At 44.7% G+C, this 24756-nt stretch carries 28 protein-coding genes; 22 read left to right on the forward strand and 6 right to left on the reverse strand.

Translation table 11 applies throughout. The annotated features are described in order from the left end of the window. From Q8P86_02845 to mltG, 6 genes are all read left to right on the forward strand, one after another. Positions 1-780 (forward strand): DUF933 domain-containing protein (locus Q8P86_02845; GenBank protein MDP3996602.1); only part of this gene is annotated, 780 nt, incomplete at its 5' end. Positions 781-834: 54 nt separating this feature from the next. Continuing rightward, complete coding sequence (locus Q8P86_02850) at positions 835-1464, forward strand: non-canonical purine NTP pyrophosphatase (protein MDP3996603.1); 630 nt, start codon at positions 835-837, stop codon at positions 1462-1464. 89 nt (positions 1465-1553) lie between these two features. After that, positions 1554-4007 (forward strand): leucine--tRNA ligase, encoded by a 2454-nt coding sequence (leuS, locus tag Q8P86_02855; GenBank protein ID MDP3996604.1) that lies wholly within the window; start codon positions 1554-1556, stop codon positions 4005-4007. Between the two features lie 101 nt (positions 4008-4108). Then, positions 4109-5143, forward strand: a complete 1035-nt coding sequence (locus Q8P86_02860) for a sigma factor-like helix-turn-helix DNA-binding protein (GenBank protein ID MDP3996605.1) — start codon at positions 4109-4111, stop codon at positions 5141-5143. A 64-nt stretch (positions 5144-5207) separates the two neighbouring features. After that, positions 5208-6473 (forward strand): hypothetical protein, encoded by a 1266-nt coding sequence (locus tag Q8P86_02865; GenBank protein ID MDP3996606.1) that lies wholly within the window; start codon positions 5208-5210, stop codon positions 6471-6473. Positions 6474-6475: 2 nt separating this feature from the next. After that, complete coding sequence (gene mltG, locus Q8P86_02870) at positions 6476-7423, forward strand: endolytic transglycosylase MltG (GenBank protein MDP3996607.1); 948 nt, start codon at positions 6476-6478, stop codon at positions 7421-7423. Positions 7424-7470: 47 nt separating this feature from the next. On the opposite strand, the gene Q8P86_02875 is transcribed toward mltG, so the two are convergent. From Q8P86_02875 to Q8P86_02895, 5 genes are all read right to left on the reverse strand, one after another. Continuing rightward, on the reverse strand, positions 7471-7923 hold the full coding sequence (locus tag Q8P86_02875; protein ID MDP3996608.1) for a hypothetical protein: 453 nt from the start codon (positions 7921-7923) through the stop codon (positions 7471-7473). Between the two features lie 286 nt (positions 7924-8209). Beyond that, entirely contained in the window at positions 8210-9031 is an 822-nt protein-coding gene (locus tag Q8P86_02880) for a phosphoribosyltransferase (protein MDP3996609.1), read from the reverse strand. 48 nt (positions 9032-9079) lie between these two features. Beyond that, on the reverse strand, positions 9080-9919 hold the full coding sequence (locus Q8P86_02885; GenBank protein MDP3996610.1) for an orotidine 5'-phosphate decarboxylase: 840 nt from the start codon (positions 9917-9919) through the stop codon (positions 9080-9082). 162 nt (positions 9920-10081) lie between these two features. After that, positions 10082-11371: a phosphoribosylamine--glycine ligase gene (purD, locus tag Q8P86_02890; GenBank protein ID MDP3996611.1), complete on the reverse strand. Its 1290-nt coding sequence runs from the start codon at positions 11369-11371 to the stop codon at positions 10082-10084. Positions 11372-11655: 284 nt separating this feature from the next. Then, positions 11656-11847: a hypothetical protein gene (locus tag Q8P86_02895; GenBank protein MDP3996612.1), complete on the reverse strand. Its 192-nt coding sequence runs from the start codon at positions 11845-11847 to the stop codon at positions 11656-11658. An 88-nt stretch (positions 11848-11935) separates the two neighbouring features. On the opposite strand from Q8P86_02895, the gene mnmA reads away from it, so the two are divergent. The 6 genes from mnmA to Q8P86_02925 all read left to right on the forward strand — a co-directional run bounded on the left by mnmA (position 11936) and on the right by Q8P86_02925 (position 17285). After that, a complete protein-coding gene (gene mnmA / locus Q8P86_02900) occupies positions 11936-13111 on the forward strand; it encodes a tRNA 2-thiouridine(34) synthase MnmA (protein ID MDP3996613.1) in 1176 nt (391 codons plus the stop codon). An 89-nt stretch (positions 13112-13200) separates the two neighbouring features. Further along, positions 13201-14040 (forward strand): ATP cone domain-containing protein, encoded by an 840-nt coding sequence (locus Q8P86_02905; GenBank protein ID MDP3996614.1) that lies wholly within the window; start codon positions 13201-13203, stop codon positions 14038-14040. A 5-nt stretch (positions 14041-14045) separates the two neighbouring features. Continuing rightward, entirely contained in the window at positions 14046-14321 is a 276-nt protein-coding gene (locus Q8P86_02910; protein MDP3996615.1) for an MGMT family protein, read from the forward strand. Positions 14322-14342: 21 nt separating this feature from the next. Then, on the forward strand, positions 14343-14948 hold the full coding sequence (locus Q8P86_02915; GenBank protein MDP3996616.1) for an HD domain-containing protein: 606 nt from the start codon (positions 14343-14345) through the stop codon (positions 14946-14948). A gap of 80 nt (positions 14949-15028) precedes the next feature. Beyond that, positions 15029-15250: a hypothetical protein gene (locus Q8P86_02920; GenBank protein ID MDP3996617.1), complete on the forward strand. Its 222-nt coding sequence runs from the start codon at positions 15029-15031 to the stop codon at positions 15248-15250. 175 nt (positions 15251-15425) lie between these two features. Continuing rightward, complete coding sequence (locus tag Q8P86_02925; GenBank protein MDP3996618.1) at positions 15426-17285, forward strand: alanine--tRNA ligase; 1860 nt, start codon at positions 15426-15428, stop codon at positions 17283-17285. A 272-nt stretch (positions 17286-17557) separates the two neighbouring features. Here the strand turns inward: Q8P86_02925 and Q8P86_02930 are convergent, their stop codons facing one another. Continuing rightward, positions 17558-17962, reverse strand: a complete 405-nt coding sequence (locus Q8P86_02930) for a hypothetical protein (GenBank protein MDP3996619.1) — start codon at positions 17960-17962, stop codon at positions 17558-17560. Between the two features lie 190 nt (positions 17963-18152). Here Q8P86_02930 and Q8P86_02935 point away from each other — a divergent pair, with 190 nt between their 5' ends. From Q8P86_02935 to rplM, 10 genes are all read left to right on the forward strand, one after another. Further along, the gene (locus Q8P86_02935) at positions 18153-19367 is read left to right on the forward strand and encodes a hypothetical protein (protein MDP3996620.1); all 1215 of its coding nucleotides are present in this window, start codon (positions 18153-18155) and stop codon (positions 19365-19367) included. Positions 19368-19410: 43 nt separating this feature from the next. Then, positions 19411-20703, forward strand: coding sequence for a hypothetical protein (locus Q8P86_02940; protein ID MDP3996621.1), 1293 nt, complete (start codon positions 19411-19413; stop codon positions 20701-20703). Positions 20704-20786: 83 nt separating this feature from the next. After that, a complete protein-coding gene (infA, locus tag Q8P86_02945; protein ID MDP3996622.1) occupies positions 20787-21008 on the forward strand; it encodes a translation initiation factor IF-1 in 222 nt (73 codons plus the stop codon). 10 nt (positions 21009-21018) lie between these two features. Next, positions 21019-21135, forward strand: a complete 117-nt coding sequence (gene rpmJ / locus Q8P86_02950; GenBank protein ID MDP3996623.1) for a 50S ribosomal protein L36 — start codon at positions 21019-21021, stop codon at positions 21133-21135. A gap of 92 nt (positions 21136-21227) precedes the next feature. Next, on the forward strand, positions 21228-21608 hold the full coding sequence (gene rpsM, locus Q8P86_02955) for a 30S ribosomal protein S13 (protein MDP3996624.1): 381 nt from the start codon (positions 21228-21230) through the stop codon (positions 21606-21608). 79 nt (positions 21609-21687) lie between these two features. Then, entirely contained in the window at positions 21688-22113 is a 426-nt protein-coding gene (rpsK, locus tag Q8P86_02960; protein MDP3996625.1) for a 30S ribosomal protein S11, read from the forward strand. A 71-nt stretch (positions 22114-22184) separates the two neighbouring features. Beyond that, the gene (rpsD, locus tag Q8P86_02965; GenBank protein ID MDP3996626.1) at positions 22185-22796 is read left to right on the forward strand and encodes a 30S ribosomal protein S4; all 612 of its coding nucleotides are present in this window, start codon (positions 22185-22187) and stop codon (positions 22794-22796) included. A 109-nt stretch (positions 22797-22905) separates the two neighbouring features. After that, entirely contained in the window at positions 22906-23877 is a 972-nt protein-coding gene (locus Q8P86_02970; GenBank protein ID MDP3996627.1) for a DNA-directed RNA polymerase subunit alpha, read from the forward strand. Positions 23878-23969: 92 nt separating this feature from the next. Further along, positions 23970-24320 carry a 50S ribosomal protein L17 gene (rplQ, locus tag Q8P86_02975; GenBank protein ID MDP3996628.1) on the forward strand — a complete coding sequence of 117 codons (351 nt, stop codon included), beginning with the start codon at positions 23970-23972 and terminating at the stop codon, positions 24318-24320. A gap of 84 nt (positions 24321-24404) precedes the next feature. After that, on the forward strand, positions 24405-24749 hold the full coding sequence (gene rplM, locus Q8P86_02980) for a 50S ribosomal protein L13 (protein ID MDP3996629.1): 345 nt from the start codon (positions 24405-24407) through the stop codon (positions 24747-24749). Positions 24750-24756 lie beyond the last annotated feature (7 nt).

The raw sequence follows: 24756 nt of genomic DNA on the forward strand, positions 1-24756 counted from the left end.
GCGGGACTTGTGAAAGGCGCCTCGGAAGGACAAGGTCTCGGCAACAAGTTTTTAACCCATATCAGAGAAGTGGATGCCATAGCCGAAGTCGTGCGCGCTTTTGAGGATAAAGACATCATTCATGTATCCGGCAAAGTCAACCCTTTAGATGATATTTCAGTTATAAATTTGGAACTTGTTTTGGCCGATTTGGAAACAGTAACAAAACGGCTCGCGTCAGTTGAAAAGGACGTCAAGAGTCAAGTAAAAGAGGCCGTAGCCGAGAAAGCCGTTCTTGAAAAAATAAAGCCGATTTTGGAAGAGGGAAGGATTGCAACCGAAGCAGACCTGTCAAAAGAAGACAAGCTCCTCGTAAAACAATTAAACTTACTTACATTAAAACCGATTTTGTATGTTTTGAACTTTTCGGAGGCGGGGGAGAACGAAGAGGAAATTGTCTCTAAAATACCGGGGCCGTATGTAAAAATTGACCCTGTTTTTGAAAAGGGATTAGATGACCTTATAAAAGAGGGGTACAAAATGCTGAACCTAATCACGTATTTCACTACCGGCGAAGATGAGACGCGCGCTTGGACTATACCAAACGGCTGGACAGCCCCTTTGGCCGGAACGGCGATTCACACCGACTTTAAAGACAAATTTGTGCGAGCGGAAGTCATTGAATGTGAAAAACTTCTTGAAGCCGGCTCATACGCTTCTGCTCGTGAAAATGGGTGGGTGAGGACGGAAGGCAAGGAGTATGTGGTAAAAGACGGAGATGTGATTGAGTTTAAAATTTAGTAATGTCGGAATATAGAATTCGGAATTGACACGGCGGTGTTAAAGCAATTTATTATGAATTTTAAATATTCTGAAATTTTGCTTGCAAGCAACAATAAAAGCAAGAAGGCGAGATTTGAGAAAATCGCCAAGGTTAACAACTGGCCCATTGTTTTTAAAACACCAGAAGAGCTGAAAATAGCGACAGTTGAAGTTCCGGAGGAAGGAAACCTTGTGGAAAACGCGAGGGATAAGGTTTTGGCTTACAAAGGCAAAACCACTTTGGCGGTTCTTGGCGGTGATACGGGATTTTTCGTTGACGGGAAAGAGTTGGACGGTGTCAGGGCAAGGAGAAACGCCTTAAGCGGACAAGATGAAAAAAGTTTGTCGCAAGAGCGGATAGTGGAACTCATGGTTGATTTTTACTCAAACATTGCTCAAAAAAACGGCGGTGAAATCCCTGCCTATTTTTTGGATGCGTGGGCTCTGCTTTTGCCTACAGGAGACGGTATAAAAGTGGAATTTTCAAGACGTGATGTCATTTTAACCGACAAAGTCCGCGAGCCGGTTGATATATATTTTCCCATTCGTTCTCTCTATCGCACCGAGGCGACGGGTAAACGTCCGACAGAACAAACTGCTGAAGAAGAGATAAAAAAAGAGTTTAAACCTATCGGGGATGCGCTTATTAAATTACTTTCTTGAATTAAGGAATAAAATGGAGAGACATTTTGCGTTTTGCTTGAAAAAGCGCGGACTTGTTGTATTATTAACCCACTAATGAGCTGATTCTCATGAGGACCTATGACCATAAAAAAATAGAGAAGAAGTGGCAGAAGGAATGGGAAAAAGCCGGCCTTTATAAAATTTCCGACCAGAAAAAAGGAAAGAAAAACTTTTGTCTTTTGGTTGAATATCCTTACCCATCGGGCAATCTGCATATTGGACATTGGTACGCTTTTGCGGTACCCGACATTTTCGCGCGCAAAAAAAGAATGGAAGGTTACAATGTTCTTTTTCCCATCGGTTTTGACTCTTTTGGTCTTCCCGCTGAAAATGCCGCCATTAAACACAATTTAAATCCAAAGGAATGGACTTCCGGAAACATTGACTACATGACGAACCAGCTAAAAAGCATGGGAAACTCTTTTGACTGGTCAAGAACCTTGGCGGCTTCCGACCCTAAATACTACAAATGGACACAGTGGCTTTTTACGGAACTTTTTAAAAAAGGACTGGCTTATCGTAAAAAGGCGGAGGTAAATTGGTGTCCTTCGTGCAATACGGTTCTCGCAAACGAGCAGGTAGCGGACGGAAGATGCGATAGGTGCGAGAGCGAAGTGGTGAAGAAACAGCTAAAGCAGTGGTTTTTCAAAATAACGGACTACGCCGAACGCCTGTTAAAAGACCTTGACTCTCTGGAATGGCCGGAAGAAATAAAAGAATCGCAGAAAAACTGGATAGGCAGAAGCGAGGGAGTAAACATCAAAAATAAGGTTAAAGGAATGGATATGGAATTTGAAGTTTATGATTCAATACCTCAAACCCAAGCTGCCCAAACATTCACAATTATGGCACCCGAGCATCCCCTCGTGGACGAGCTGGTGAGAGGAACGGAACATGAAAAGTCGGTAAAGGATTTTGTAACGAAGATAAAGAAAAAAAAGGCGACAAAAAAGTTTAATGTTGATGAAGACATGGAAGGCGTATTTACCGGTAGGTATGTGGATAATTATTTAAACACAGGCAGAGATTTGCCGATTTGGGTCGCGAGTTACGCCGTCTACGAATATGGAACCGGAATAGTGAACTGTAGTGCCCACGATGAACGTGATTTCAAATTCGCAAAAAAATACGGCATCCCTCTGCATCCCGTGCTTTTTCCAAGCGACCCGACATTGGCTCGTAAGATTAAAATGTGTGAAGTTTTTTACAGAGAACCTGACGGGATTTTGGAAGAGCCCACGGAATTTAAAGGAAGACGTTGGGACGAGGCGCGAGAGGACATAATTGATTTTTTAGTAAAAAAGGGATTTGCGACAAGAAAAGTGAATTACAAACTCCGTGACTGGCTTTTGTCGCGACAAAGATACTGGGGAACGCCTATACCGATAGTTTATGACCCGGAGGGGAAGCCACACCCGGTGCCAAATGAACATCTACCGTGGCTTTTGCCTGAAGACGTTGATTTTAAGCCGACAGGCGTTTCACCGCTTGCTCGTTCAAAGGAGCTTAAGGAAAGAACTGAGAAAATTTTTGGCGAGGGCTGGAAGCCGGAAGTGGACACAATGGACACTTTCGTGGACTCCTCTTGGTATTTTCTGCGATATTTTGATTCCGAAAACGAAAAAGAATTTTGCGCGTTGGAAAAACAAAAGAAGTGGATGCCGATAAACCAATATTTGGGCGGAGCGGAACATACCACAATGCATCTCCTATACTCACGATTTTTTTATAAAGCTCTCCGAGACATAGGACTTGTAACAGCAAACGAGCCGTATAAAAAAAGAATGAATAGGGGATTGGTTCTCGGGCCGGACGGGCGGAAAATGAGCAAATCCAAAGGCAACGTGGTTGACCCCGACCGAAACGTGCAGTTTGCCGGAGCCGATAGCGTCAAAATGTGTCTTGCTTTTATCGGTCCGTACAATGAAGTCGGTGCCTACCCTTGGAGTATGGGAGGAATTGCCGGCATGAGAAGGTTTTTGGAAAGAGTGTGGCGTCTCAAAGAAAAGGTCTCAAATTTAAAACCCAAAATCGCGGACAAAATCCAAACCGAAAATACCAAATTGCAAACTCTACTGCATCGGACTATTAAGAAAGTCGGGGAAGATATAGAGGCCTTCAAGTTCAACACAGCCATAAGCCAAATGATGATTTGTGTAAACGAATTGGAAAAACAAGATAAAGTGTCTTTGGAGGTTTATGAGACATTACTTAAACTCGTCGCGCCCTTCGCTCCGCATATAACAGAAGAACTCTGGCATGAACTCGGCCGAAAAAAATCAATACACCTTGAAAAGTGGCCTGAATTTGACGAGAAAAAAACCAAGGAACCGACCGTCACGATAGTTTTCCAAGTCAACGGAAAAATAAGGTCAACGGCAAACTTGGCTCGCGATTCTAAAGAGGAAGAGGTGAAAGAAAAGGCATTTTCAGACGAGACGTTAAAAAAGTGGATAAATGGCAAGAATATAAAAAAGGTCGTTTATGTTCCCGGCAAGCTCCTGAATATCGTTGTGGGTTAGATACTTTCCCCTCTGAACACCCTTTATTGACAATGTACTTGACTTTTGGGCCATATATGATAGAAATATAAACACATATTTAATCAAAATATCTCAAAGATATGAATAAACTTGAAACAAAACCAAAACAGGTCGTAAAAAAATTTCTTTCCGTCTTGCCCGAACGGGCTCGCGACGTCTTGACTGGTAGGTTCGGTTTAGGCAAAGAAACAGACAGGCATACCCTTGAAAAGATAGGCCAAAAATACGGCATTACAAGGGAGCGTGTTCGGCAGATAGAGAACTACGCGGTGGCCAGCATCAAAAAGTCAGACGTATTCCAAAAAGAGCGACCTGTGTTTAACGAACTGCGTGCTTTAATTGACCAGCTTGGGGGCGTTATCGCCGAGGAGGACCTCCTGGAGCACGTTTCTCCAAAAGATAAGGGACTTCAGAACCATATTCATTTCCTTATGGTTTTAGGCGATGAATTTGTAAAAGAAAAAGAGGACGAAAATTTCAAGCACCGATGGCATATTGACGAGGGATTGTCCAAAAGGGTTCATGAGGCATTGAGCAAACTTTACAAAAATCTTACAAGCAAAGACCTTGTTTCGGAATTGGATATTATCGCTACGTTTCTGGGACACGTGGAAGAAGTTGCCGTCCATCATAAAGATCCTGAAGTGGTGAAAAGATGGCTGAACATATCAAAGGTCATTGGAAAGAATCAACTCGGAGAATGGGGACTGTCCACCTCTCCCAATGTAAAAGCCAAGGGCATGCGTGATTACGCCTTTCTGGTCATAAGAAAGCACGGTTCCCCCATACATTTTCGAGAAGTGGCGAAAGCCATTGAGAAAATTTTTGGACGAAAAGCCCATGTGGCCACGACTCACAACGAACTCATCAAAGACCCGAGGTTTGTCTTGGTGGGACGAGGACTTTACGCTCTTACAGAATGGGGTTACGCGAGTGGCGTAGTCAAAGACGTTATCAAATCAATACTTCAGAAAAACGGCCCTTTGACAAAGGACAAAATCGTGGAGAAAGTGTTAAAGGAACGCTACGTTAAAGAAAACACCATCATTGTAAATCTGCAAAACCCCTCTCATTTCAAGAAAAATTCAGACGGTACTTACTCTGTTAAAAAATAACTCTTTTCTTTGAAAGATAAAGTTGTTGGTTGAAGGTTTGCTCTTGTTGGCATATCATATAGGCATGTTTAAGGAACTGCTCGGGCAATTTTACGCAACGTTCAGATTAGAGCTTTACGCCGATATCTTGGAGGTACTGTATCTCTTGGCGCCCATCTGGTTGCCTCTTCTTCTCCTTGTTCTTTTCTGGCAGTTGTGGATGGTCTACATAAGGTCCGACTATATTCTGAAGCAGGGTTTTTCGGTTTTGGAGATAAAATTGCCGAAAGAAATTCTGAAATCGCCCCGTGGCATGGAAATATTTTTCGCTCAACTATGGCAGACCGGAGCGGCTACGGAACTTGAAACGTACTGGGGAGGAAAAGTCAGGCCTTGGTACTCTTTTGAATTGGCATCCCTCGAGGGCCAAGTCAAATTTTTTATATGGACACCGGTAAAATGGAAGGACTTTATTGAAGCCCAGCTGTACGCTCAATATCCGAACATTGAAATATACGAGGTTCCTGACTACACGACCATGATTCACCACGACCTTAACATTTGGTCCATGTGGCTGACCTATTTTATGCTGGAAAAGCCCGACCCGTATCCTATTAAAACATATGTTGACTACGGGCTTGATAAAGACCCAAAAGAAGAACATAAAATAGAACCCATGACTGCTGTTCTTGAATATTTGGGCTCACTTCGGAAGGGTGAATATGCTTGGATACAGATAATAATTCAGGCCCATAAAAAAGAGGGTTTCAAAGATGGTCGCATTTTGTCTAAAGGCGACTGGAAAGAAGGCGCCTTAACGGAGATTAAAAACATTCAGCAATCGGGAGTGGAGGAAATAAAAAATGCCGAAGGACAAACCATAGGCAAGTTTCCGAATTTGACACCCGGGCAAACCGACGCGATAAAAGCCATAGAAAGAAGCATTGATAAATATCCTTTTGAGACCATCATCCGCGGTGGATATTTTGCAAAAAACGAAGCGTTTAGGCCGATAAGCATAAACGGTCTTATAGCCACTTTCAGGCAATACAGTTCGCCGAACTTGAACGGTTTTAAATTGGGTTCGTTTACCGACTTTGATTATCCTTGGGAGGACTATAAAAGAAAACGCCGAACAAGAAGAGAAAAACTTATGCTGGAAGCGTACAAGAGACGTTCCTTTTTCTACCCTCCTTTTAAAAACTATTTGCCAAAACCCGGCAAACCTTTTATCTTGACCACTGAAGAGCTTGCTACCATATACCATCTTCCGGGTGGAGTGGCGGCCACGCCGACGTTTACTCGAATAGCATCAAAGAAATCCGAAGCCCCGGCAAATCTTCCCATATAAAGATGAAAAACCGCTTCATAAAAACATTAGGGTTGCTTTTGTTTCTGCCGGCCGTTTTTCACGGCTTTTTTTTGCAACCGCCACCTGATTTCGCTGAAGGCAAGATTATACGCATAAAAAGCGGAGCGACACTTAAGGACATTTCCGAAATTCTGCGCGACGAGCGCGTCATAATCTCTCCTACTTGGTTTAGAAATTTCATAATAATAAAAGGTGGCGAGAAAAAAGCGGCGGCGGGGGACTATTATTTTGCTTCTCCCCAATCACTTTTAGAGGTGGCCTCCAGAATATACTCGGGAGATTACGGCGTGGAACAAGTGCAGATAACCATTCCTGAAGGCACGAATACTTTTGAGCTGGCCGCTCTCTTGCAAAAGCATCTTCGGGACTTTGACTCAGTGGAATTTATAAAAAAAGCCCAACCCAAGGAGGGATATCTTTTCCCCGATACCTACAAGTTGCCCGTAAACGCGAGCCCCGACTTTGTTATAGGCGTTTTGGAGGGAAATTTTCAAAAAAGAGTCGGGCCTCTTTTGCCGGACATTGAAAATTTCGGAAAAACACTACAGGAAGTCGTAACCATGGCTTCGCTTTTGGAAAAAGAGGCGAGGACCGAAGAGTCGCGCAGAACAATAGCCGGAATTTTATGGAAAAGGTTGGACATCGGCATGCCACTGCAGATTGACGCCATTTTTCCTTACATTTTAAACAGGAATACTTACGAGGTAACTTTGGAGGATTTGAAATTTGACTCACCATATAATACCTACAGATATTCCGGACTGCCGAAAGGCCCGATAACAAACCCCGGTCTCGCCTCAATAAAAGCATCCATAACGCCGATTGAGTCATCGTTTCTGTATTATCTTTCGGACAGGGCCGGAAGAATGTACTATGCCTCCAACTTTGACCAGCATAAGGAAAACAGAAAGTATTTGGATAAAAATTAAAAACGTTCCGAAAATTCGGAACGTTTGGCTTTGGCATGTGGTAAAAATCAGGCGTTTCTACTCACTGCCACGAAACGGGGGACGAACATAGGATGGTCTTCTTCCGCTCGGTTCTCCAGAATCATGGAAAATGTCATGGCAGAGACCCAAACTCTGCGCCGAAGCAGCGCCTTTTGATTTTCTCTGGTCGCCACACCTTTCGGAGCCGTGCTTGTTTCGCAAACCCCTTGGAACCCTTCGGAAAAACGGTAGGAGTGAACCCCCGCGTCGGCAAGCAGTGTCAGAAGTGATTTTTCACCTGAAGTGAACGCATGGCTGTCCACGCACGCTCTCCAGTAGATGCCTGCCTCCTCCAAAGTTCTGACGGCCATGCAGACCTCGTCCACGACCGTTTCCTTCATCTGCGGGCTGTAATTTTCAGTGTCCGCCGTCCTATATTCGGTCGGGACAGGAATACTTTTCCTGTCCCGATCTGTAAGAAGAACTTTCAGCCGTTTCATATTTGTTTTTTTCATTGGCAACCTCTCCAGAGACATGGTACAGCTGGTCAGATAAAAGTCAAGGATGAGAGAATTTTCAATTTTTAATTTTGCAATCCCAGTACCAAAGAAATATTAATTTCTTGCTACTGGACAAGTTTTCAATCAATTTTTAATGAATCAATTTCCAAACAAAGAGCAGGCAAGGCGGGACGAATATTGGCTACGAATTTGATTAGTGGATAGTTACGATGAATAAAAAAACAACGCGCTGTCACCGCGTTGTTTGCTACCTTTCTAACCTGCTTCATTTGTAAGCGGTTAGCCGGTTATCCTCATGAAGGAGCCACTCCAATTTGATTACGCCTCTTTCAAGAGGACGACCGATATTCATTACCGCCATCAGCCGTCCCCAGTTTTTCTTTACCTCCCATTCAATGTTTCCGCAGGCGATGTCCGACGCAACCTCCGGGTCGTCCTGTTCGTATTCCGGATATGGCTCGCGGATAGCCGCCACGATCGGGAGAACCTGTCCCTCATACGGCCCACTTTTCGGTGTGTATGATTTGTCGGCAAACGGAGAACGGTTGAGAGCCGTTCCCAAAAGAACAACTTGCGCCCCTGTTTTAGCTATTTGCTCCAGTGTGTTGTCGGTGTTTTGGAGGTTGTTTAGAAGATCATCCACGACAAGTAGACGTTCACCGGCTTTGAAGCTAAACTGGGACAAGTCCCAGTCGTACTCCTGTTTTTTGCTCGCCTCCGCGGGCTTCGCTTTCTTGTCCGCGTACACGAACCGGCGGTTGGTGAGCCAAGCGACTTCTTGAGCAAGGGTCCTTCCACCCTGCGGTATGCCACAGACAGTGTCAAAACTGTCCATCAAACCGTTCTCTACAAGCGCGTCTCTTATGGCTTTAGCAAAGTCAATCACCGCTCCCACGTTTTCTTCAATCCGTCTGAAGTTGAAGTAGCAGTCGCCGACTAAGTTTCTTCCCTTAGCGTCTTTTCCGGCGTACGGAACGAGGGTTCCTGTCCGTTTGCCTTCCGCGTTTTTAGGGCAAATGTAGAGGGCGTTGCATTGTTTCGCGAGTGATTTGAGGTATGTGTTTTCTCGTGGTGTAATATTTTTCATTTCGCTACCTTTCCTTTCAGTCGATTCCTTTGAACTTGTTGAACCGCTTCATGGTATTTCCTTTTTTAGAGATTCCCATGTTGATGTGAACTTATTCAGTTGGTCGATTTCCGCCTTCTTTGCAAGCGAATCCTCAATGTCTTGGAGAATCCATTCTGCCGCCTGTCGGTGACTTTGCGGCTTGCTTCTGTCTTCCGTTAGTTTGGCGTTGAGAATCGGCCTGCCGACAATCACGCAGGTTACACCGTGGGTGACGGCGAATCCTGCACTCGCGGCACGAAGTTTGTCCTGGTCGTCTTTCTTATCCTCCGCCCAGTCGTAGCGGATATTTGGCGTGCAGAGATTGAGTCCCTGAAGTTCACGCCGCGTGCTTAAAAACTCCGCTTCCATCGGCGCGCATACGAGTCCCCATAATCCCGCAGATTTCGCATTACGCGCGAATCCGAGCACTCCTGATTTGACCGGGGTTTTGTACACCTGTCGGCAGAGGTCCTCTTTCAAGGACGTAAGGACGGTAACACCCAGGATTTTTGTATCGGGATGCACTGCGTCTTTGAGCGCGAACATACCGTCAATCTCGGCGTTACACATCATAGTAACGAAGTCAGGACGCGATTCGCGGAGAAACTCTCCGTCAAGCTTCAGTGTCTGCGGTATGTCCACGAGCTTAAGGTCTGCGCAGACGCGAACACCGCGGTCGCGCAATTCGTCAATGAGTTCATACCCCCACGCGCGAAGCACGGAGTTGACCTTAATAACTACCCCAAGCTCGCCAAGTTCGTTGGCAAGTTGGACTACTTCGGATCTGACACCCACGCGACCTCCTGGCACCGGTGAGAAGTCCGCGGCAACGATGAGTCGTTCCGAGACGCTTATTGAGTCATTCATATCGGTTATTGAATTGTGCAATGTGCGAAATCGCCATATTTCAGGCGAAGATAACCCACACGGGTTTCCAGAGTCAAGGTTACTACCTTCACGGAAAAATGCAAATAAATCGGCCTGCGTTTTTTGGAACGCAGGCCTTGATTTTTAGAAATGAGCACATCTTCACAGACCGAGAGATTTCGACCCAATATCCTTCCTGTAATGGGCTCCTTTAAAGTGGATACGTTTGACACCTTCGTAGGCGAGGTCAATCGCTCCTTGAAGCGTCTCGCCGATACCCGTAACAGCAAGGACGCGTCCGCCGGATGTGACAAGATGACCGCCAACCTGTTTTGTCCCCGCGTGGAACACGACGACTCCGGGTAGCTTTTCGGCTTCGTCTATGCCGGTTACCGGAAACCCACTCTTGTAATCAGGTGACGGGTAGCCACCCGAAGCCATCACGATGCAGGCGGCGAAGCCCGGATTCCACTCAATATTGATTTCGTTGAGCCGTCCCTCCACGCAGGCCTCCAAAATGCCAAGCAGGTCTGTATTCAAAAGACGCATATAGACCTGCGTCTCGGGGTCGCCAAACCGAGCGTTGAACTCCAAGACCTTCGTTCCTGTCTCCGGTATTTTGAGTCCGGGATATAGAATGCCGACAAGCGGCGAGTCGTCTTTCCGAAGTCCTTCAAGAATCGGACCGACGATTTGCGCGCTCACTTCGCTGTAGCTGTCAAACCACGGCACCGGTGCAATGGCACCCATTCCTCCGGTGTTTAGTCCAATGTCGCCGTCAGAAACCTGCTTATGGTCTTGGGCTGACGGGAACAACTTGAACGACTTGCCATCGCAGAACGCATGGACAGACACTTCTGGGCCCCTGACGAAATCTTCAATAATGACTTCATCGCCGGCGTTTCCATAACGACGCTCTATCATTATCTCGTCAAGCGCCCGCTCGGCGGTATTGAAATCGTGGCACACGTACGCTCCCTTTCCTCGAGCGAGTCCCGAGGCCTTTACGACAATAGGAGTTTCTTCATGATGATAGAAGTGTCCGCAAATTTTATCAAACGCCCGATCGTAATGGGTGTAAACATAGAACGGCGATGTCGGCACTCCGCACCTTCTCATCATCCTTTTAGAGAAGGCCTTTGATGCCTCAATCTGCGCCGCCGCTTTGGTCGGCCCAAAAATCTTCAGGCCATTCGCTTGGAACTCGTCAACGATGCCGAAGGCCAGTGGGTCGTCCTGCCCCACAACGGTTAATTCAACTTCCTTCTTGAGAGCGAAGGCCAAAAGGCCGCCAATGTCCATGGCCGCAATCGGAACGTTTTCCGCGACTTGTGCTGTCCCCACGTTTCCGGGGGCTACATAGAGTTGACCCAGTTCCGGTGACTGACAGAGTTTCCGCGCAATCGAATGTTCACGACCGCCACCGCCGACAAGTAACACTTTCTTTTTCACTTTGTTCCTTTTTGCTCAATGTTCAGGTTCTGACGGAAATATTACATAAAATCAGACAAAAAGTAAAAAAAACCGAAAGTGCCGAAAGGCGAGACACCGGATATTGAAACTTTTCTTCCAAAGAAAAATGCGACAGGGATTTAATTCCTGTCGCATTCAAAAGTTTGCGGGCTTCAATTTTGCGCCACCCGCCACTTCTGCTCTTTCATCATGCGGGCAATTTCGATCTGGAACTTATCTGCCAGCTCATTAATGCTCCCCGACATGATGTTTAGGAACTCTCTTCACTCCGGTTCCGGTCGCCTAAAGGCGACCTCAAGAAGCGAGATAAGAATGGAGACGAGTTCTCTCATCTCCGCTTCAACCGCCAAACCGTTGGGCGAGTGGTTTTCGCTTTCGGTAATCTCTCTTTCAACTTCTTTCGCAACTTCAACTGTGAAGGTCGTTCCCGAATCACACTTTCCGTTGATTTTCATTTTGATTCCTTTCTGGGTACGTTGGTTTTTTCTCTTTCAGAGCAAAGAACTTTTGCAAAAATAGCACGTATAGGTTATTATGTCAAGTATGAGAAAGAAAAAAGTTTTCGTCGGACTCTCCGGTGGAGTGGATTCGTCTGTTTCAGCGGCGCTTTTAAAGGAGGCCGGATACGACGTTATCGGCGTTTTTATAAAGGTCTGGCAACCTGACTGGATGAAATGCACGACGACGGAAGATCGCCGAGACGCGATGCGAGTTTGCGCTCATATTGAAATCCCGTTTTTGGAATTTAATGCCGAGAAGATTTACAAAAAAAGCGTGGTGGACTATATGGTTGACGAGTATGGCAAGGGCAGAACGCCGAATCCCGATGTTATGTGCAACGCTTATGTAAAGTTCGGCGTGTTTTATGAATGGGCTATTCAAAACGGCGCCGATTTCGTTGCCACTGGCCATTATGCGCGAATCATGGAACACGGAACACGCAACATGGAACAGAAGAAAACAGGAAATTTAGCGAATCAGATGTTACATGTTACAAGTTACACGTTACATGAGAGTTCCGACTCTCAGAAGGACCAGAGCTACTTCCTATGGCAAATTAAAAAAGAACAATTGCCACATATCATGTTTCCGGTGGGTAATATGGAGAAAACCGAGGTGAGAAAACTCGCAAGGAAATTCGGCTTGCCTACAGCCCAAAAAAAAGATAGTCAGGGACTTTGCTTTATAGGTAAAGTGGACATGAAAGAGTTTCTCGGCCGGTACGCGAAAGCAAAGTCCGGAAAGGTTTTAAACGAAAAAGGCGAAGAGATAGGAATCCACGACGGAGCTATTTTTTTCACTTTGGGACAAAGGCATGGGTTTAAAATAAACACCGGTAAAGCGCAGGCAAAACGAACGGAAGACAGCTCTCGAATGTACGTCGTGTCAAAGAACATGAAGAAAAATACCATAACCGTTTCATCACGGACAAACGCGCATAAAGGTGAAATCTCAAACGCGGACAGACAAGAAGTTTTTCTTTCTTCAGTAAATTGGCTTTCGGAAAAACTACCTCAAGAGGGAGAAACTTTCAAGACAAGATTTCGCTATAGAGAAGAGCTTTCGGACTGCGTCATAACGGCGTTCAACAGAAAACAAAAAACTCTCCGACTTAAACTTGAAGAAAACGGGCGGTATCCGACAGTCGGCCAATCGGCGGTCATTTACTCGGGCCGAAAACTTGAACTTATGGGTGGAGGCATTATTGACATGCCTTAAAATCAGGCGCTGAAGACCACGTATTTGACACTTGAGAAAACATTCAGCATTTTTTTCTTTCAGTTCAACTTTGGTGATATACTACAGAGATGTCAGGCGTAATTTTAAATGTTATAAAAGCGGACGGCACCGAAGAGCAGTTTGACAGGGAGAAACTTTTTTCATCGCTTTCGCGCGCCGGAGCGGACTCTCAAACTACTGATACAATCGTAAGGCACATAGAGAACGAACTGGTAAATGGCATGGCGACCGAGGACATTTACAGACATGCTTTTGCTATTTTGGAAAAAACGCAAAAACCGATGGCCTCCAGATATTCGTTGAAACGCGCCGTCGCCGCTCTCGGCCCTTCCGGTTTTCCTTTTGAGAAATTTTTAGCCGAGCTTTTTAAAAGAAGCGGTTTTCGGGACGTAAAAACCGGAGTTATTTTAAAGGGCAAATGCGTGGAACACGAGGTGGACTTGGTCGCAAAAAAAGGAGACAAAATAATAATGGCCGAGGCGAAATTTCACAAGGAGCACAGATTTAAAACCGACCTCAAAGTGGCTCTTTACGTAAAAGCCCGTTTTACTGATTTAGGCGAAGCGTCGGAGACGGACAGCTTTAAACCGACCGACGGTTGGCTTGTCACCAACACTAAATTTACTTCGCAAGCCATACAATACGGTGAGTGTTCCGGACTTACTCTTATCGGCTGGAGCTATCCGCAGAGAGGAAATTTGCGGGAAATGATAGAAGAGGCGAAACTTCATCCCATTACCGCTTTGACTTCCATTACTGAACACGAAAAGACAGCTCTTTTAAACTCTGGTATGGTTCTTTGCAGTTCTCTCGTCGAGAAAAGCGGAGAACTCGGACAGTTGGGAATTAAAAAAGACAGAATTGACGAAATCGTAAAAGAGAGCCGGGAACTTTGTCACTCAAGCTAAGCGACATGAGAAAAGAGAACACAAAACAAAGTTTCCGTGAAAAAGTTTTGGCTACGGTAAAAGAAATACCCAAAGGAAAAACTTGCTCTTACAAAGAAGTCGCAATAAGGGCAGGCAGTCCGATGGCATTTCGAGCCGTTGGCAACATTTTAAACAGAAACCACGACAAGAAAATACCTTGTCACAGGGTAATATGTTCAAACGGCAATGCCGGAGGATATAACAGGGGGAACAAAATGAAAAGGCGAATTTTAGCAGAGGAAGGAGTAGCATCTTTTTAAACGTAAAATTTATAAAAATGTATGGCTTCTCCCGAAAAACACATTGCTGATTTCTTTTTTGAAGTCGGGACGTTGGCAAAAACCCCGCGAAGCGGTTTTCATTTTTTGGGTACCGGAGAGCAGAGCGTGGCGGAGCATACTTGTCGCGTGATATATATCGGGTACGCCCTTGCTTCTATGGAAAAAGACGCGGATGTTCTTAAGGTTTTAAAAATGTGTCTTTTGCATGACCTGCCGGAAGCGCGAGTTTCTGATTTAAACTATGTTCATCAAAAGTACGTGACCAAAGACGAGGGACAGGCGGTACAAGATTTGGCCGCCAACATTCCTTTCGGCAAGGATGTTTTGGACACGATAGGAGAGTATGAAGAACGCCAAACCAAAGAAGCCCTCATTGCCAAAGACGCTGACAATTTGGAGTGGATTACCACTCTCAAGGAACAAGTTGATATCGGAAATGTCAGAGCAAAAGAGTGGATAAAATCGGCGGTCAAGCGTCTGAAAACCGAAAGCGGAAAAAAGGTAGTAAAAGAAATACTCAAAACCGATTCCGACGATTGGTGGTTTTCAGACAAAAAAGACGACTGGTGGATAAATAGAAATCAAAGAAAACTTTTGGACAGATGACCGCCAACTCTTTTGAAATCGGATCTATTGAAAGACGCGAAGATGTACCGCGAAACCGGAGTATATGATAAAATAAAACGATGCCCGACCTTTTCTTAATTGCCTCCACAATGAAAGTCGTGGGCGACGTCATGATCGCCCTTGTTGTTTTTTCAGTGCACATGCACATAATGAAAGAGAAAAGTATTGACGCGAATGTTGTACGATACATGAAAAGAGAGAGAATGTATGTTGTTATCGGTATCACATTGATAGTCGGCGGTTATGTTTTGGAAATAATGGCGCGAACCGCGGGAGTTTGAAAAATCGCAATTTAAAAGTGAGAGCCACGAGACAAAGGACTTGTCCTTCGTCTCGCGGCTTTTTTTATGGCAGTAAAAATGCTATAAATATACGAGGTAATTCCTATACGAGGTAATCCTTAATCCTTAACGTGGATACGGAACACAAAGAGTACGCGTAAAGATATTTAAAACTATGACGTTAAACGAGGTAAGACAAAAATATATAGATTTTTTTAAAAAAAGAGGACATTCGGAAATCCCGTCTTCTTCTCTCGTGCCTGAAAACGACCCGACAACTCTTTTTACAAGTTCCGGAATGCAGCCACTTATTCCGTATCTTTTAGGTGAAAAACACCCGCAGGGCAATCGGCTCGTCAATTCGCAGAAATGTTTTCGGGCGGAGGATATAGACGAAATAGGCGACAACAGGCATACGACTTTTTTTGAAATGCTCGGCAACTGGTCTTTAGGCGACTATTTCAAAGAGGAGCAGATACCTTGGTTTTTTGAATTTTTGACTGCTGAAATAGGGCTTGACCCGCGGAGGATTTATGTGACAGTGTTTGCCGGCGATGAGAAGACCAAAATACCCAAAGACGACGAAGCTGTCTCTATCTGGAAACGACTTTTTTCCGAGAAGGGAATTGAGGCCAAGGATGTTTATGTCGGGTCAGAGGACGAAGGCGCAAGAGGCGGAATGAAAGAAGGCCGAATATTTTACTATGATACAAAGAAGAATTGGTGGAGTCGCTCGGGAGTGCCGGATAAAATGCCCGTCGGAGAGCCGGGCGGTCCGAGCTCGGAAGTTTTCTATGATTTTGGCACCGAGCATGACAGTAGATATGGTAAGCACTGCCATCCAAACTGCGATTGTGGCCGATTTATAGAGATAGGCAATTGCGTTTTCATGGTGTACGTAAAAAACGACACGGGCGGATTTGACACTTTGGCAAAACCGAACGTGGATTTCGGCGGTGGGTTAGAGCGCGTAGCGGCCGCGAAATCCGGCCAAGACGTGTTTCTGCTTGACGTATTTGAGAGTGTAATAAAAAAGACAGAGGAAATGTCGGGTAAGCGCTATGCGGACGCGGAATTTACAAGGTCATTTAGAATAATAGCAGACCATTTTCGAGCGGCTGTTTTTCTCCTTTTTGATGAAGTGTTGCCTTCCAATACGGAACATGGATATTTTGTCCGTCGCTTGATCCGTCGTATGGTACGACATTTGGACATTTTAGGAGCGCGGGAGGGGCTGTCCGCGCTCGTACCTTCCATGGTTACCGCTTACGGCGAAACATATCCGACCCTTCAGGGAAAACAGGAATTCATACAAACCGAATTCAGAAAAGAAGAGGAGCGTTTTCGGAAGACTTTGGAAGCAGGACTCAAAGAGTTCAAAAAACTGGAAAGCCCCGTAATTTCCGGCACTGACGCCTTTACTCTTTTTTCCACATACGGTTTTCCCATAGACATGACGGTGGAGCTCGCGGGGGAAGAAGGTAAAAAGGTTGACAAGGAAGGTTTTCTCAAAGAATTTCAAAAGCATCAGGAAATTTCCCGAAAAGGCGCTGAAAAAAAGTTCAAGGGGGGACTGGCCGATACCAGTGAGATGTCGCTCAAGTATCATACCGCGACACATCTTTTAAACTGCGCCTTGAGGCAAGTTTTAGGCAAAGAAGTAGGCCAGAAGGGCAGTAACATAACCGCGGAACGTTTGCGGTTTGACTTTTCTTATCCTCAAAAAATGACCGCTGAACAAAAAGAAGAGGTGGAGAAAATAGTTAATCAAAAAATAAAAGAAAATTTGCCGGTAACTTTTTGTGAAATGTCCATTGAAGAAGCGAGAAAAAAAGAAGCAATCGGTGTTTTTACCGATAAATATTCCGACGTGGTAAAGGTTTACAGCATAGGCGATGAAAAAACCGGAGTTGTCAGCATGGAACTTTGTGGCGGACCGCATGTTACGGAAACCGGCATTTTAGGTAACTTTAAAATCGTAAAAGAGGAAGCCGTATCCGCCGGAATCAGAAGAATAAAAGCCGTTTTGGGGTAGGACCGGAGGGGAAAGAGTCAGTGGCATTAACTGTGAATTACTAAACACATGCTCCCCCCACTCGGAAAGCTCCCAAAAAAGTGACCCATCCTTCGCCAAGGCTACGGCATGGCGAAGCGCTCCAAGGGCGCTTGCCCGGTCTTAGTCACTTTTTTGTGACTTTCCTCGTGGGGGGCGCCTGCCGTATTTCGTAATTCAAGAGTGTTAAACGAAAAAACGCCTAATACTGACCAGTATTAGGCGTTTACACGCTACACGTTATACGCTTCACCCTACTTCGCCACCGGTGGCGCGACTTCGGTAAAAACGATTTTACCGCCAGCGTTTTTGCCTGTCCGGTAGTAACTTCCACGGGACAGCTCTTTTGTAAGTTCCACGAGCCGGTTCGTACCGACGTGGAGGTACAAATCCGATGCCATGACTTTGATTTCCTGCAGAACCGCAAGGAAATTTGTTTTCGATGGGCGTTCCTCTACAATAGAGGCGTTTACCCGATAAACAGTACCGACTTGTAACAACTCACTGCTCGCCGGGTATCCGCGGTGCGGGGAAATAAAATCCATCTGTAGCACCCTCCTATGGTTTTTAACAGCCACGACCGTTGTCACAATAAGTCCAAAGATAGCAACACACATCAACACGTCAATCAAAGCAAAGCCGTATTTCCAATTTCTCATAATTCCTTTGGTTGATTGCCGGACTTCATGTCAAGCAACTTTTCTAAATAAAGTATGGCATAACTCTATACAGGTGTCAAATGCCTTTTGTGATTCATAATTCGTAAGTCATAAATCTTCTTTAAAATAAATCTTCTTCAAAACAGTTTATCACTTGGCTTTGGCCACGGGCATATTGTATAATATTCCCATGGCCAACAGCTTATTCTCTTCCGAGAAAAAAGAGGAAACGGTTTTTTTGTTTGACATTACAAGCAGTAGTGTGGGAGGTTCTGTCGTAAAGTTCTCCAAGAACCGCGAACCCGTTTTTATTGAAGTGGCGCGCGAGAAAATCATAGGAAATTCTCAATTGGAACCGGCCAAGTTTTTTTCCTCCATGGTCGCCACTTTGGATAAGGTGACGAGGGACGTGGCCGAAAGAGGCATGCTCAAGGTAACGGCTTTGCGTTTAAAAAGGCCAAAAACCGCTTTCGTTGTCCTGTCATCTCCTTGGTGCGCCTCCGACGCCCGCGTTGTATTTGAAAAAAGAAAAAACCCTTTTACCGTTACCTCGGAATTTTTAAATCAAAAAATCCGCGCCGAAGAAGTCAGCTTTGAAAACAGCTTGTGGAGCGACGGACGAGCAAATGACCACAAGAAAGAAATTGAAGTGGTGGAAAGAAAGGTTTTAAATACCCGACTAAACGGGTACGAAACGCCGGAACCGTACGGCAAGGAGGCGCTGGAATTTTTCATGACCTTGATAATAAGCGTGACTTCAAGAACCATTGCCGAAAAAATCCGAAAAGTGATTGAAGAGAATCTTGACATAGAGCAAATTGAACTGCACTCTTTTCTCATGGCATCTTTTTTGTCTTTGCGCGAAGTGGCCGGAGATAAAAATGATTTTGTTTTCATAAATGTCGGTGGAGAGGACACGGAAGTCATGGCTATCAAAAAAGGCACGGTTACAAAAACCGCCAGTTTCTCTCAGGGAAGGGAAACTCTGCTTCGTAGAACGTCAGCCCAACTGGATAACGTGCCTCCGCATCTTGTAGTATCACTGCTTAACGAATACGCTTCGGGCAAGGACTTTTCCGAAAAACTCAAGACAGCGGCGGAGGTGGCGACAGAAGCGTGGAGAATGGAACTTATGGCGATTTTTGAAAAATTTTCAAAAGAAATATTTCTTCCGAAGGACGTTTTTATAACCACTGACCGTGACACGGTGTCCGTCTTTACTTTTATCCTGAAAAACATGGACATGAAGGAGCTCATATTCAGCGACAATCCTTTAAACGTGAAAATTGTGGACGAATTGTTTTTAAAAAACCAAGAACAGTCCGACAAAGAAAATCACAACGACCACTTTTTAGCCATGGAGGCGGTTTTTCTAAACAGTTTATGGCAAAGAAGATCAGTGTGAGTTTTAGATTGCGTAATATTCGACTATTTAGTAAAATTAAACAATGAACAGAAATATTGTAACCGACGTCGTTCCTCCGCATGAAAAGCGGACCATAAGAAACATCTCCATTGAAAGAGGCGCGCGCCGTCCTCTACCCAAAGAAGACGAGCCGATTTTAGGCGAGCGAACGTCGCGAAGCGGAAGACAAAGACAAAGAGGAAGAGGTTTCCCAAAGATATTTATATGGATACTCGGTATCGTCTGCGTTCTTCTTCTGATTTTCGCGCTTTCCGCCTTGTTTACCGGAGCAACAATAACTATCGCGCCGAAAACCGACCGCTTAAGCATTGACAAAACTTTCAGCGTAAAAAGAGGCATAAGTTCTTCGGCGCTTGGATACGAAATAATTCCGCTTGAAAAAACGCTTTCGGAAAAAGTGGACGCGAGCGGGGAGGAAATGATAGAGGAAAAAGCTTCCGGAAACATAGTCGTTTACAACAACTACTCAACCTCTCCCCAGCGTCTTATAAAAAACACGAGATTTGAGGCGCCGAACGGTCTTGTGTACCGATTAGACCAGTCCGTAACCATTCCCGGCCGAGAGAGCAAAGGAGGCGAGACCATCCCCGGAAGTTTGGAGGTTACCGTCTACGCGGATTTTCCGGGACAGGAGTACAACATAGGGAAGGTCAATTTTACGATTCCGGGCTTCAAGAGCGATGCGGAAAGGTTTAAAGGATTTTACGCAAACTCTTTGACGGAAATGACGGGCGGTTTTTCAGGCATCAGGAAGAAAGTACCCGAGGAAGTGAGAGAGTCCACTAAAAATTCTCTACAGAATCGGCTTAAAGATGACATCCTTAGAGAAGCGCGTTCTCAAATACCCGAAGGTTTTGTTTTTTACGAGAAAGCGGCCAATTTGCGCTTTGAGACATTGCCGGAGAAAGTTGAGGGTAACTCCGTGGTATTGTCAGAAAAGGTGGTGTTTACAGGATACATTTTCAAGGAAAGCGACTTGAGCAAAGAAGTAACAGTCGGTTCAGGCAGTGAACTTGAGTCCGTAAATACCTATATAAAAGACATTGAGAACTTAAGTTTCCGAATGAGAAGCGTCCCGTCGGGTTCGGACGGCTCTATGTCATTTACTCTGTCGGGAAATCCGCTTGTGGTGGCATGGGTGGATGAAAATGCTCTGAAAGCCGACCTGGTCGGGTCGTCAAAGGCCCGCGTCTCTTCCATTATAAGCGCTTATCCTGCCATAGAAAATGTAGACAGTGTGGCAATAAAACCTTTTTGGAGAAACACTTTTCCATCCGACCCTGAATCTATAAATGTAAAACTTCTGCTGAAATGAAAAAGGTCTCCCGACCCTTGACTTTCAGTGGTTTTCTGATAACATTCTCTCATTCTGTGTGAATAGAGATGTGAGCTTAATAAATGTCAAACAATTCCAAAAAACCGGAAGAAGTGTCCGGGGTCGTGAGCGAAGCTCTCCCCAATACCCTTTTTAGGGTGAAAATAGACGGGACTGAAGAAAGCATGCTCGCGTATCTCGCCGGAAAACTTAGAATTCACAGGATTCGTGTCCTTGTCGGAGACAAGGTCAGGATTCAAACCGACCCTTATGGCGGAAAGGGCAGGATAACCCGCAGATTATAAGAGTAAAAAAATGAAAGTTAAGGCCTCTGTTAAAAAATTGTGTCCGAAATGCAAGGTAATCCGAAGAAAGGGTTACTTGTATGTTATTTGTCCTAACGACCCAAGACACAAGCAAAGACAGGGATAATACTAAACGCATAACCTGTAACGTGTAACGCGAGAAAGAAGTAAAGTATAAATACTCTTTCGCTACACGTTGCACGCTATACGCTACACGAAATGAGATTATTTGGTATCACAATTCCGGAAGAAAAAAAGCTTAAAGTGGGGCTCACGACCCTTTACGGCATCGGGCTTCCAATGGCAGAGAAAATTTTAGCCAAAGCCAAGGTTTCGCCGGAAAAGAAGCCAAAAGAGCTAAATGCCGACGAAGAAAGTTCTATCCGCAAAGTTGTAGAGGATTTAAACTTGGAAGGGGATTTAAAGCGCGAAGTTTCCGGAAACATCAAACGGCTCAAAGATATCAAAGCGTACAGAGGGATACGTCATGCCAGAGGTCTTCCGTCCAAAGGACAAAGGACAAAAACGAACTCAAGGACCCGAAGAGGCAACGTGCGAAAGACCATGGGTACGGGAAGAAGGGCTGCCGAAAAGAAGTAACCGGCAATTAGCGACTAACGACCGACAAAGAGGAAGAGAAAAATGGGTTATGGGCAGTGAGTTATAATAAGTTTAAAATATGGGTAAAAAAAGAATTGCGACAAAAGGGGATAGTGAATCCGGACAAGTGAAATCATCCGGAAAATCAACAAGAAAACGCTCGGAAAGCGGTATTTTATACGTGCAATCAACATACAACAACACTCTTCTTCTTTTAACCGACCCCAAGGGCAATGCTTTGGCCGCTTCTTCAAGTGGCGCCTTGGGCTTTAAAGGCGCGAAAAAAGGTACTCCTTTTGCGGCCGCTAAGGTCGGCGAAGTTCTTGCCGAAAAAGCCAATGCGGTCGGCATGAAGGAGGTGGCGGTTATCGTAAAAGGTGTCGGTTCGGGCAGAGAGTCATCCATAAGAAGCTTTGCTTCCAAAGGATTCACCCTAACCTCAATAAAAGACGCGACTCCCGTGCCTTTTAATGGACCTAAACCGCCGAAGCCCCGAAGAGTCTAATCGAAAAACGTTTAACTTGTAACGTGTAACGCCGGAAAAATTGAATTCTGATGCTACACGTTATACGCTTTATGCAAATCAAATCAAAATATAAAATAGCGCGTCGTCTCGGTTCTTTCATTTTTGATAAGACGCAGACCTCTAAATTCGCCTTGCGAAGCGAGCGCAAGGGAAGGAAAGCATCGAGACCCAGACCGAAAAGCGATTTCGGAATTCAGGTTCTTGAGAAACAGCGAGCGCGTTTTCTATACGGAGTAGGTGAGCGACAGTTTGCAAAATACGTCCATTTCGTGCTTGCAAAAAGCGGCCAGAATCAGGACGAGCTTTTGTACGACAAATTGGAAAGACGTCTTGATAACGTAATATATCGTTTAGGATTTGCTCCCACCAGACAAGCGTCAAGACAAATGGTAAACCATGGGCATATTACGGTCGGAGGCAAAAAAGTAACAATCCCTTCTTACGAGGTTTCGGTGGGTGATGTTTTGTCTATAAAAGAGGGAAGCAGGAAAAAGCCGCTTTTTGATGGTTTAGATGAACGCCTGAAGGAGGCGCCGGCTACTCCCGCATGGATCGGATTGGATATTGGCAAAAAGGAAGCGAAAATTCAAGGTAGGCCAAAGCTCGTACCGTCCGAATTTCCCGTTGATTTATCCATGATTTTGGAATTTTACAAGAGGTAACTCTTGTAACATGTAAAACGAAACATGTAACATCAAAAGGTTGCCAATTTTGACAGGATAAGATATAATATTTATACAAATTTATAAATAACCGTAATTCACAAAAGGTATGCATGAACAAAAAATAGCTCTTCCTTCCAAGCCGAAAATAGTAAAGGAAGAAGAATTCAAGGGAACATATGAAATAGACGGTCTTTATCCGGGGTATGGGCATACCCTTGGTAATTCTTTGAGAAGAATAGTACTGTCTTCACTTCCGGGCGCGGCTATTACAAATATAAAAATAGAAGGAGCCGAACACGAGTTTTCAACACTGTCCGGAATAAAGGAAGACGTAATAACAATTATTCTGAATCTGAAAAAGGTCAGGATTCTTCTTTTGACAGACGAACCGCAAACTCTTTCTTTGAAAATCAAAGGGACGAAGGAAGTTACAGCCGGCGACATAGAGGTGCCCGGCCAAGCAAAGATTTTAAATCCGGAAATGCACATTGCCTCTTTGACTGACAAGTCCGCTTCTTTGGAAATTGAAATGACAGTGGAAAAAGGTCTTGGATATGTTGCCAAAGAGCTCATACAAAGGGAAAGAGTTCCTATTGGCTCTATCACGCTGGATGCCATTTTCACGCCGATACGCAGAGTCAACTATGAAGTTGAAAACATGCGCGTGGGAAACAGAACTGATTTTAACCGTTTGAAGTTTTTTATTGAAACAGATGGCACCATAACGCCAAAGGAGGCCCTGGAAAAGTCCATAAACATAATGATCGCCCAGCTCAAAGCAATCGTTGGTTTTGTAGAGGAAAAAGAGGAACCGGCTGTAGAAAAAGAGGAAAAAGACACACCGGAGGACGGCGAGAGTGACAAAAAAGAGATTGACCCGGATATATTAAAGACAAGAATTGAAACAGTGGGATTCTCACAGAGAACCGCAAACGCCCTGTCAAACGCCAACATAAGAACAGTCGGGGGTCTCGCCAGGAAAAAAGAAGAGGACATTTTGGATATTGACGGACTTGGCAGTAAAGGTGTTCAGGAAATAAAGAAGAAACTGCAGGAATATGGGATAACACTGAAGTAGAAAGTCCATCAAGTTTGTAAAGTCCATCAAGTAGGACAGGAAGAGGAATACTTTATAAACTTTTAGCTTGATAAACTTTATGAACTGACATCATGCGACATTCAAACCAAAACAGAAAATTCGGCCGAGAAGAGGGACAAAGAAAGGCCCTTTTAAAGTCGCTTATAGCGAACTTAATCCGTGATGAAAAAATAACGACTACTGAAGCCAAAGCAAAGGAAATGCGGTCTTTTGTTGAGAAGTTGGTTACCAGAGCCAAAGTTGATTCTTTGGCTTCACGACGTTTGCTGAAGGGACGTTTAGGAACGGACTTTTCAGTCAGCCGATTGATTAATGAAATAGCGCCTAAATACAAGACAAGAGCCGGCGGTTACACGAGAATAGTCAAATTGCCGACAAGAAAAAGCGACGGAGCAAGAATGGCCATAATAGAATTTGTTTAAAACGCAAAGCGTATAACGCGTAACGTATAACGTCAGAAAAGATAAATTTGGACGCTACATGCTACACGCCACACGCTACACGCTATGAAACACACAATTGACGCACAAGACAAAAAAATAGGCAGGGTCGCGAGCGAGGCGGCCTCCATACTTATGGGAAAAAATTCTCCGTCTTTCAGGAAAAATATTTCGGGAGAAAGCGAAGTTCTCATACTGAACGCTTCAAAAGCCGACGTTACTTTAAAAAGAAAAAAAGAAACCGAATATGTGAGATATAGCGGATATCCGGGCGGACTCAAAATTGAAAACATGAGTTCATACATGAAAAGGCACGGCTTTGCCGGTGTGATAAGAAAAGCTGTACAGGGGATGATGCCTAAAAATAAACTGCATAAAGGGAGAATGAAACGACTTGTAATTAATGAATAATAAAATA

Source organism: bacterium (assembly GCA_030699905.1).
GTDB lineage: Bacteria > Patescibacteriota > Minisyncoccia > Phycocordibacterales.

Bases quoted from the DNA above. Each gene is read 5' to 3' on its own strand.
- Q8P86_02885 (MDP3996610.1), bottom strand. From the start codon at position 9,919: ATGAATGACTCAATAAGCGTCTCGGAACGACTCATCGTTGCCGCGGAC.
- Q8P86_02905 (MDP3996614.1), top strand. From the start codon at position 13,201: ATGTCAGGCGTAATTTTAAATGTTATAAAAGCGGACGGCACCGAAGAG.
- Q8P86_02910 (MDP3996615.1), top strand. From the start codon at position 14,046: ATGAGAAAAGAGAACACAAAACAAAGTTTCCGTGAAAAAGTTTTGGCT.
- Q8P86_02970 (MDP3996627.1), top strand. From the start codon at position 22,906: ATGCATGAACAAAAAATAGCTCTTCCTTCCAAGCCGAAAATAGTAAAG.
- rplQ (MDP3996628.1), top strand. From the start codon at position 23,970: ATGCGACATTCAAACCAAAACAGAAAATTCGGCCGAGAAGAGGGACAA.
- rplM (MDP3996629.1), top strand. From the start codon at position 24,405: ATGAAACACACAATTGACGCACAAGACAAAAAAATAGGCAGGGTCGCG.
- leuS (MDP3996604.1), top strand. From the start codon at position 1,554: ATGAGGACCTATGACCATAAAAAAATAGAGAAGAAGTGGCAGAAGGAA.
- Q8P86_02875 (MDP3996608.1), bottom strand. From the start codon at position 7,923: ATGAAACGGCTGAAAGTTCTTCTTACAGATCGGGACAGGAAAAGTATT.
- mnmA (MDP3996613.1), top strand. From the start codon at position 11,936: ATGAGAAAGAAAAAAGTTTTCGTCGGACTCTCCGGTGGAGTGGATTCG.
- Q8P86_02915 (MDP3996616.1), top strand. From the start codon at position 14,343: ATGGCTTCTCCCGAAAAACACATTGCTGATTTCTTTTTTGAAGTCGGG.
- Q8P86_02930 (MDP3996619.1), bottom strand. From the start codon at position 17,962: ATGAGAAATTGGAAATACGGCTTTGCTTTGATTGACGTGTTGATGTGT.
- rpsK (MDP3996625.1), top strand. From the start codon at position 21,688: ATGGGTAAAAAAAGAATTGCGACAAAAGGGGATAGTGAATCCGGACAA.
- mltG (MDP3996607.1), top strand. From the start codon at position 6,476: ATGAAAAACCGCTTCATAAAAACATTAGGGTTGCTTTTGTTTCTGCCG.
- rpsM (MDP3996624.1), top strand. From the start codon at position 21,228: ATGAGATTATTTGGTATCACAATTCCGGAAGAAAAAAAGCTTAAAGTG.
- Q8P86_02925 (MDP3996618.1), top strand. From the start codon at position 15,426: ATGACGTTAAACGAGGTAAGACAAAAATATATAGATTTTTTTAAAAAA.
- Q8P86_02935 (MDP3996620.1), top strand. From the start codon at position 18,153: ATGGCCAACAGCTTATTCTCTTCCGAGAAAAAAGAGGAAACGGTTTTT.
- Q8P86_02895 (MDP3996612.1), bottom strand. From the start codon at position 11,847: ATGAAAATCAACGGAAAGTGTGATTCGGGAACGACCTTCACAGTTGAA.
- Q8P86_02850 (MDP3996603.1), top strand. From the start codon at position 835: ATGAATTTTAAATATTCTGAAATTTTGCTTGCAAGCAACAATAAAAGC.
- Q8P86_02865 (MDP3996606.1), top strand. From the start codon at position 5,208: ATGTTTAAGGAACTGCTCGGGCAATTTTACGCAACGTTCAGATTAGAG.
- infA (MDP3996622.1), top strand. From the start codon at position 20,787: ATGTCAAACAATTCCAAAAAACCGGAAGAAGTGTCCGGGGTCGTGAGC.
- rpsD (MDP3996626.1), top strand. From the start codon at position 22,185: ATGCAAATCAAATCAAAATATAAAATAGCGCGTCGTCTCGGTTCTTTC.
- Q8P86_02860 (MDP3996605.1), top strand. From the start codon at position 4,109: ATGAATAAACTTGAAACAAAACCAAAACAGGTCGTAAAAAAATTTCTT.
- Q8P86_02940 (MDP3996621.1), top strand. From the start codon at position 19,411: ATGAACAGAAATATTGTAACCGACGTCGTTCCTCCGCATGAAAAGCGG.
- Q8P86_02880 (MDP3996609.1), bottom strand. From the start codon at position 9,031: ATGAAAAATATTACACCACGAGAAAACACATACCTCAAATCACTCGCG.
- rpmJ (MDP3996623.1), top strand. From the start codon at position 21,019: ATGAAAGTTAAGGCCTCTGTTAAAAAATTGTGTCCGAAATGCAAGGTA.
- Q8P86_02920 (MDP3996617.1), top strand. From the start codon at position 15,029: ATGCCCGACCTTTTCTTAATTGCCTCCACAATGAAAGTCGTGGGCGAC.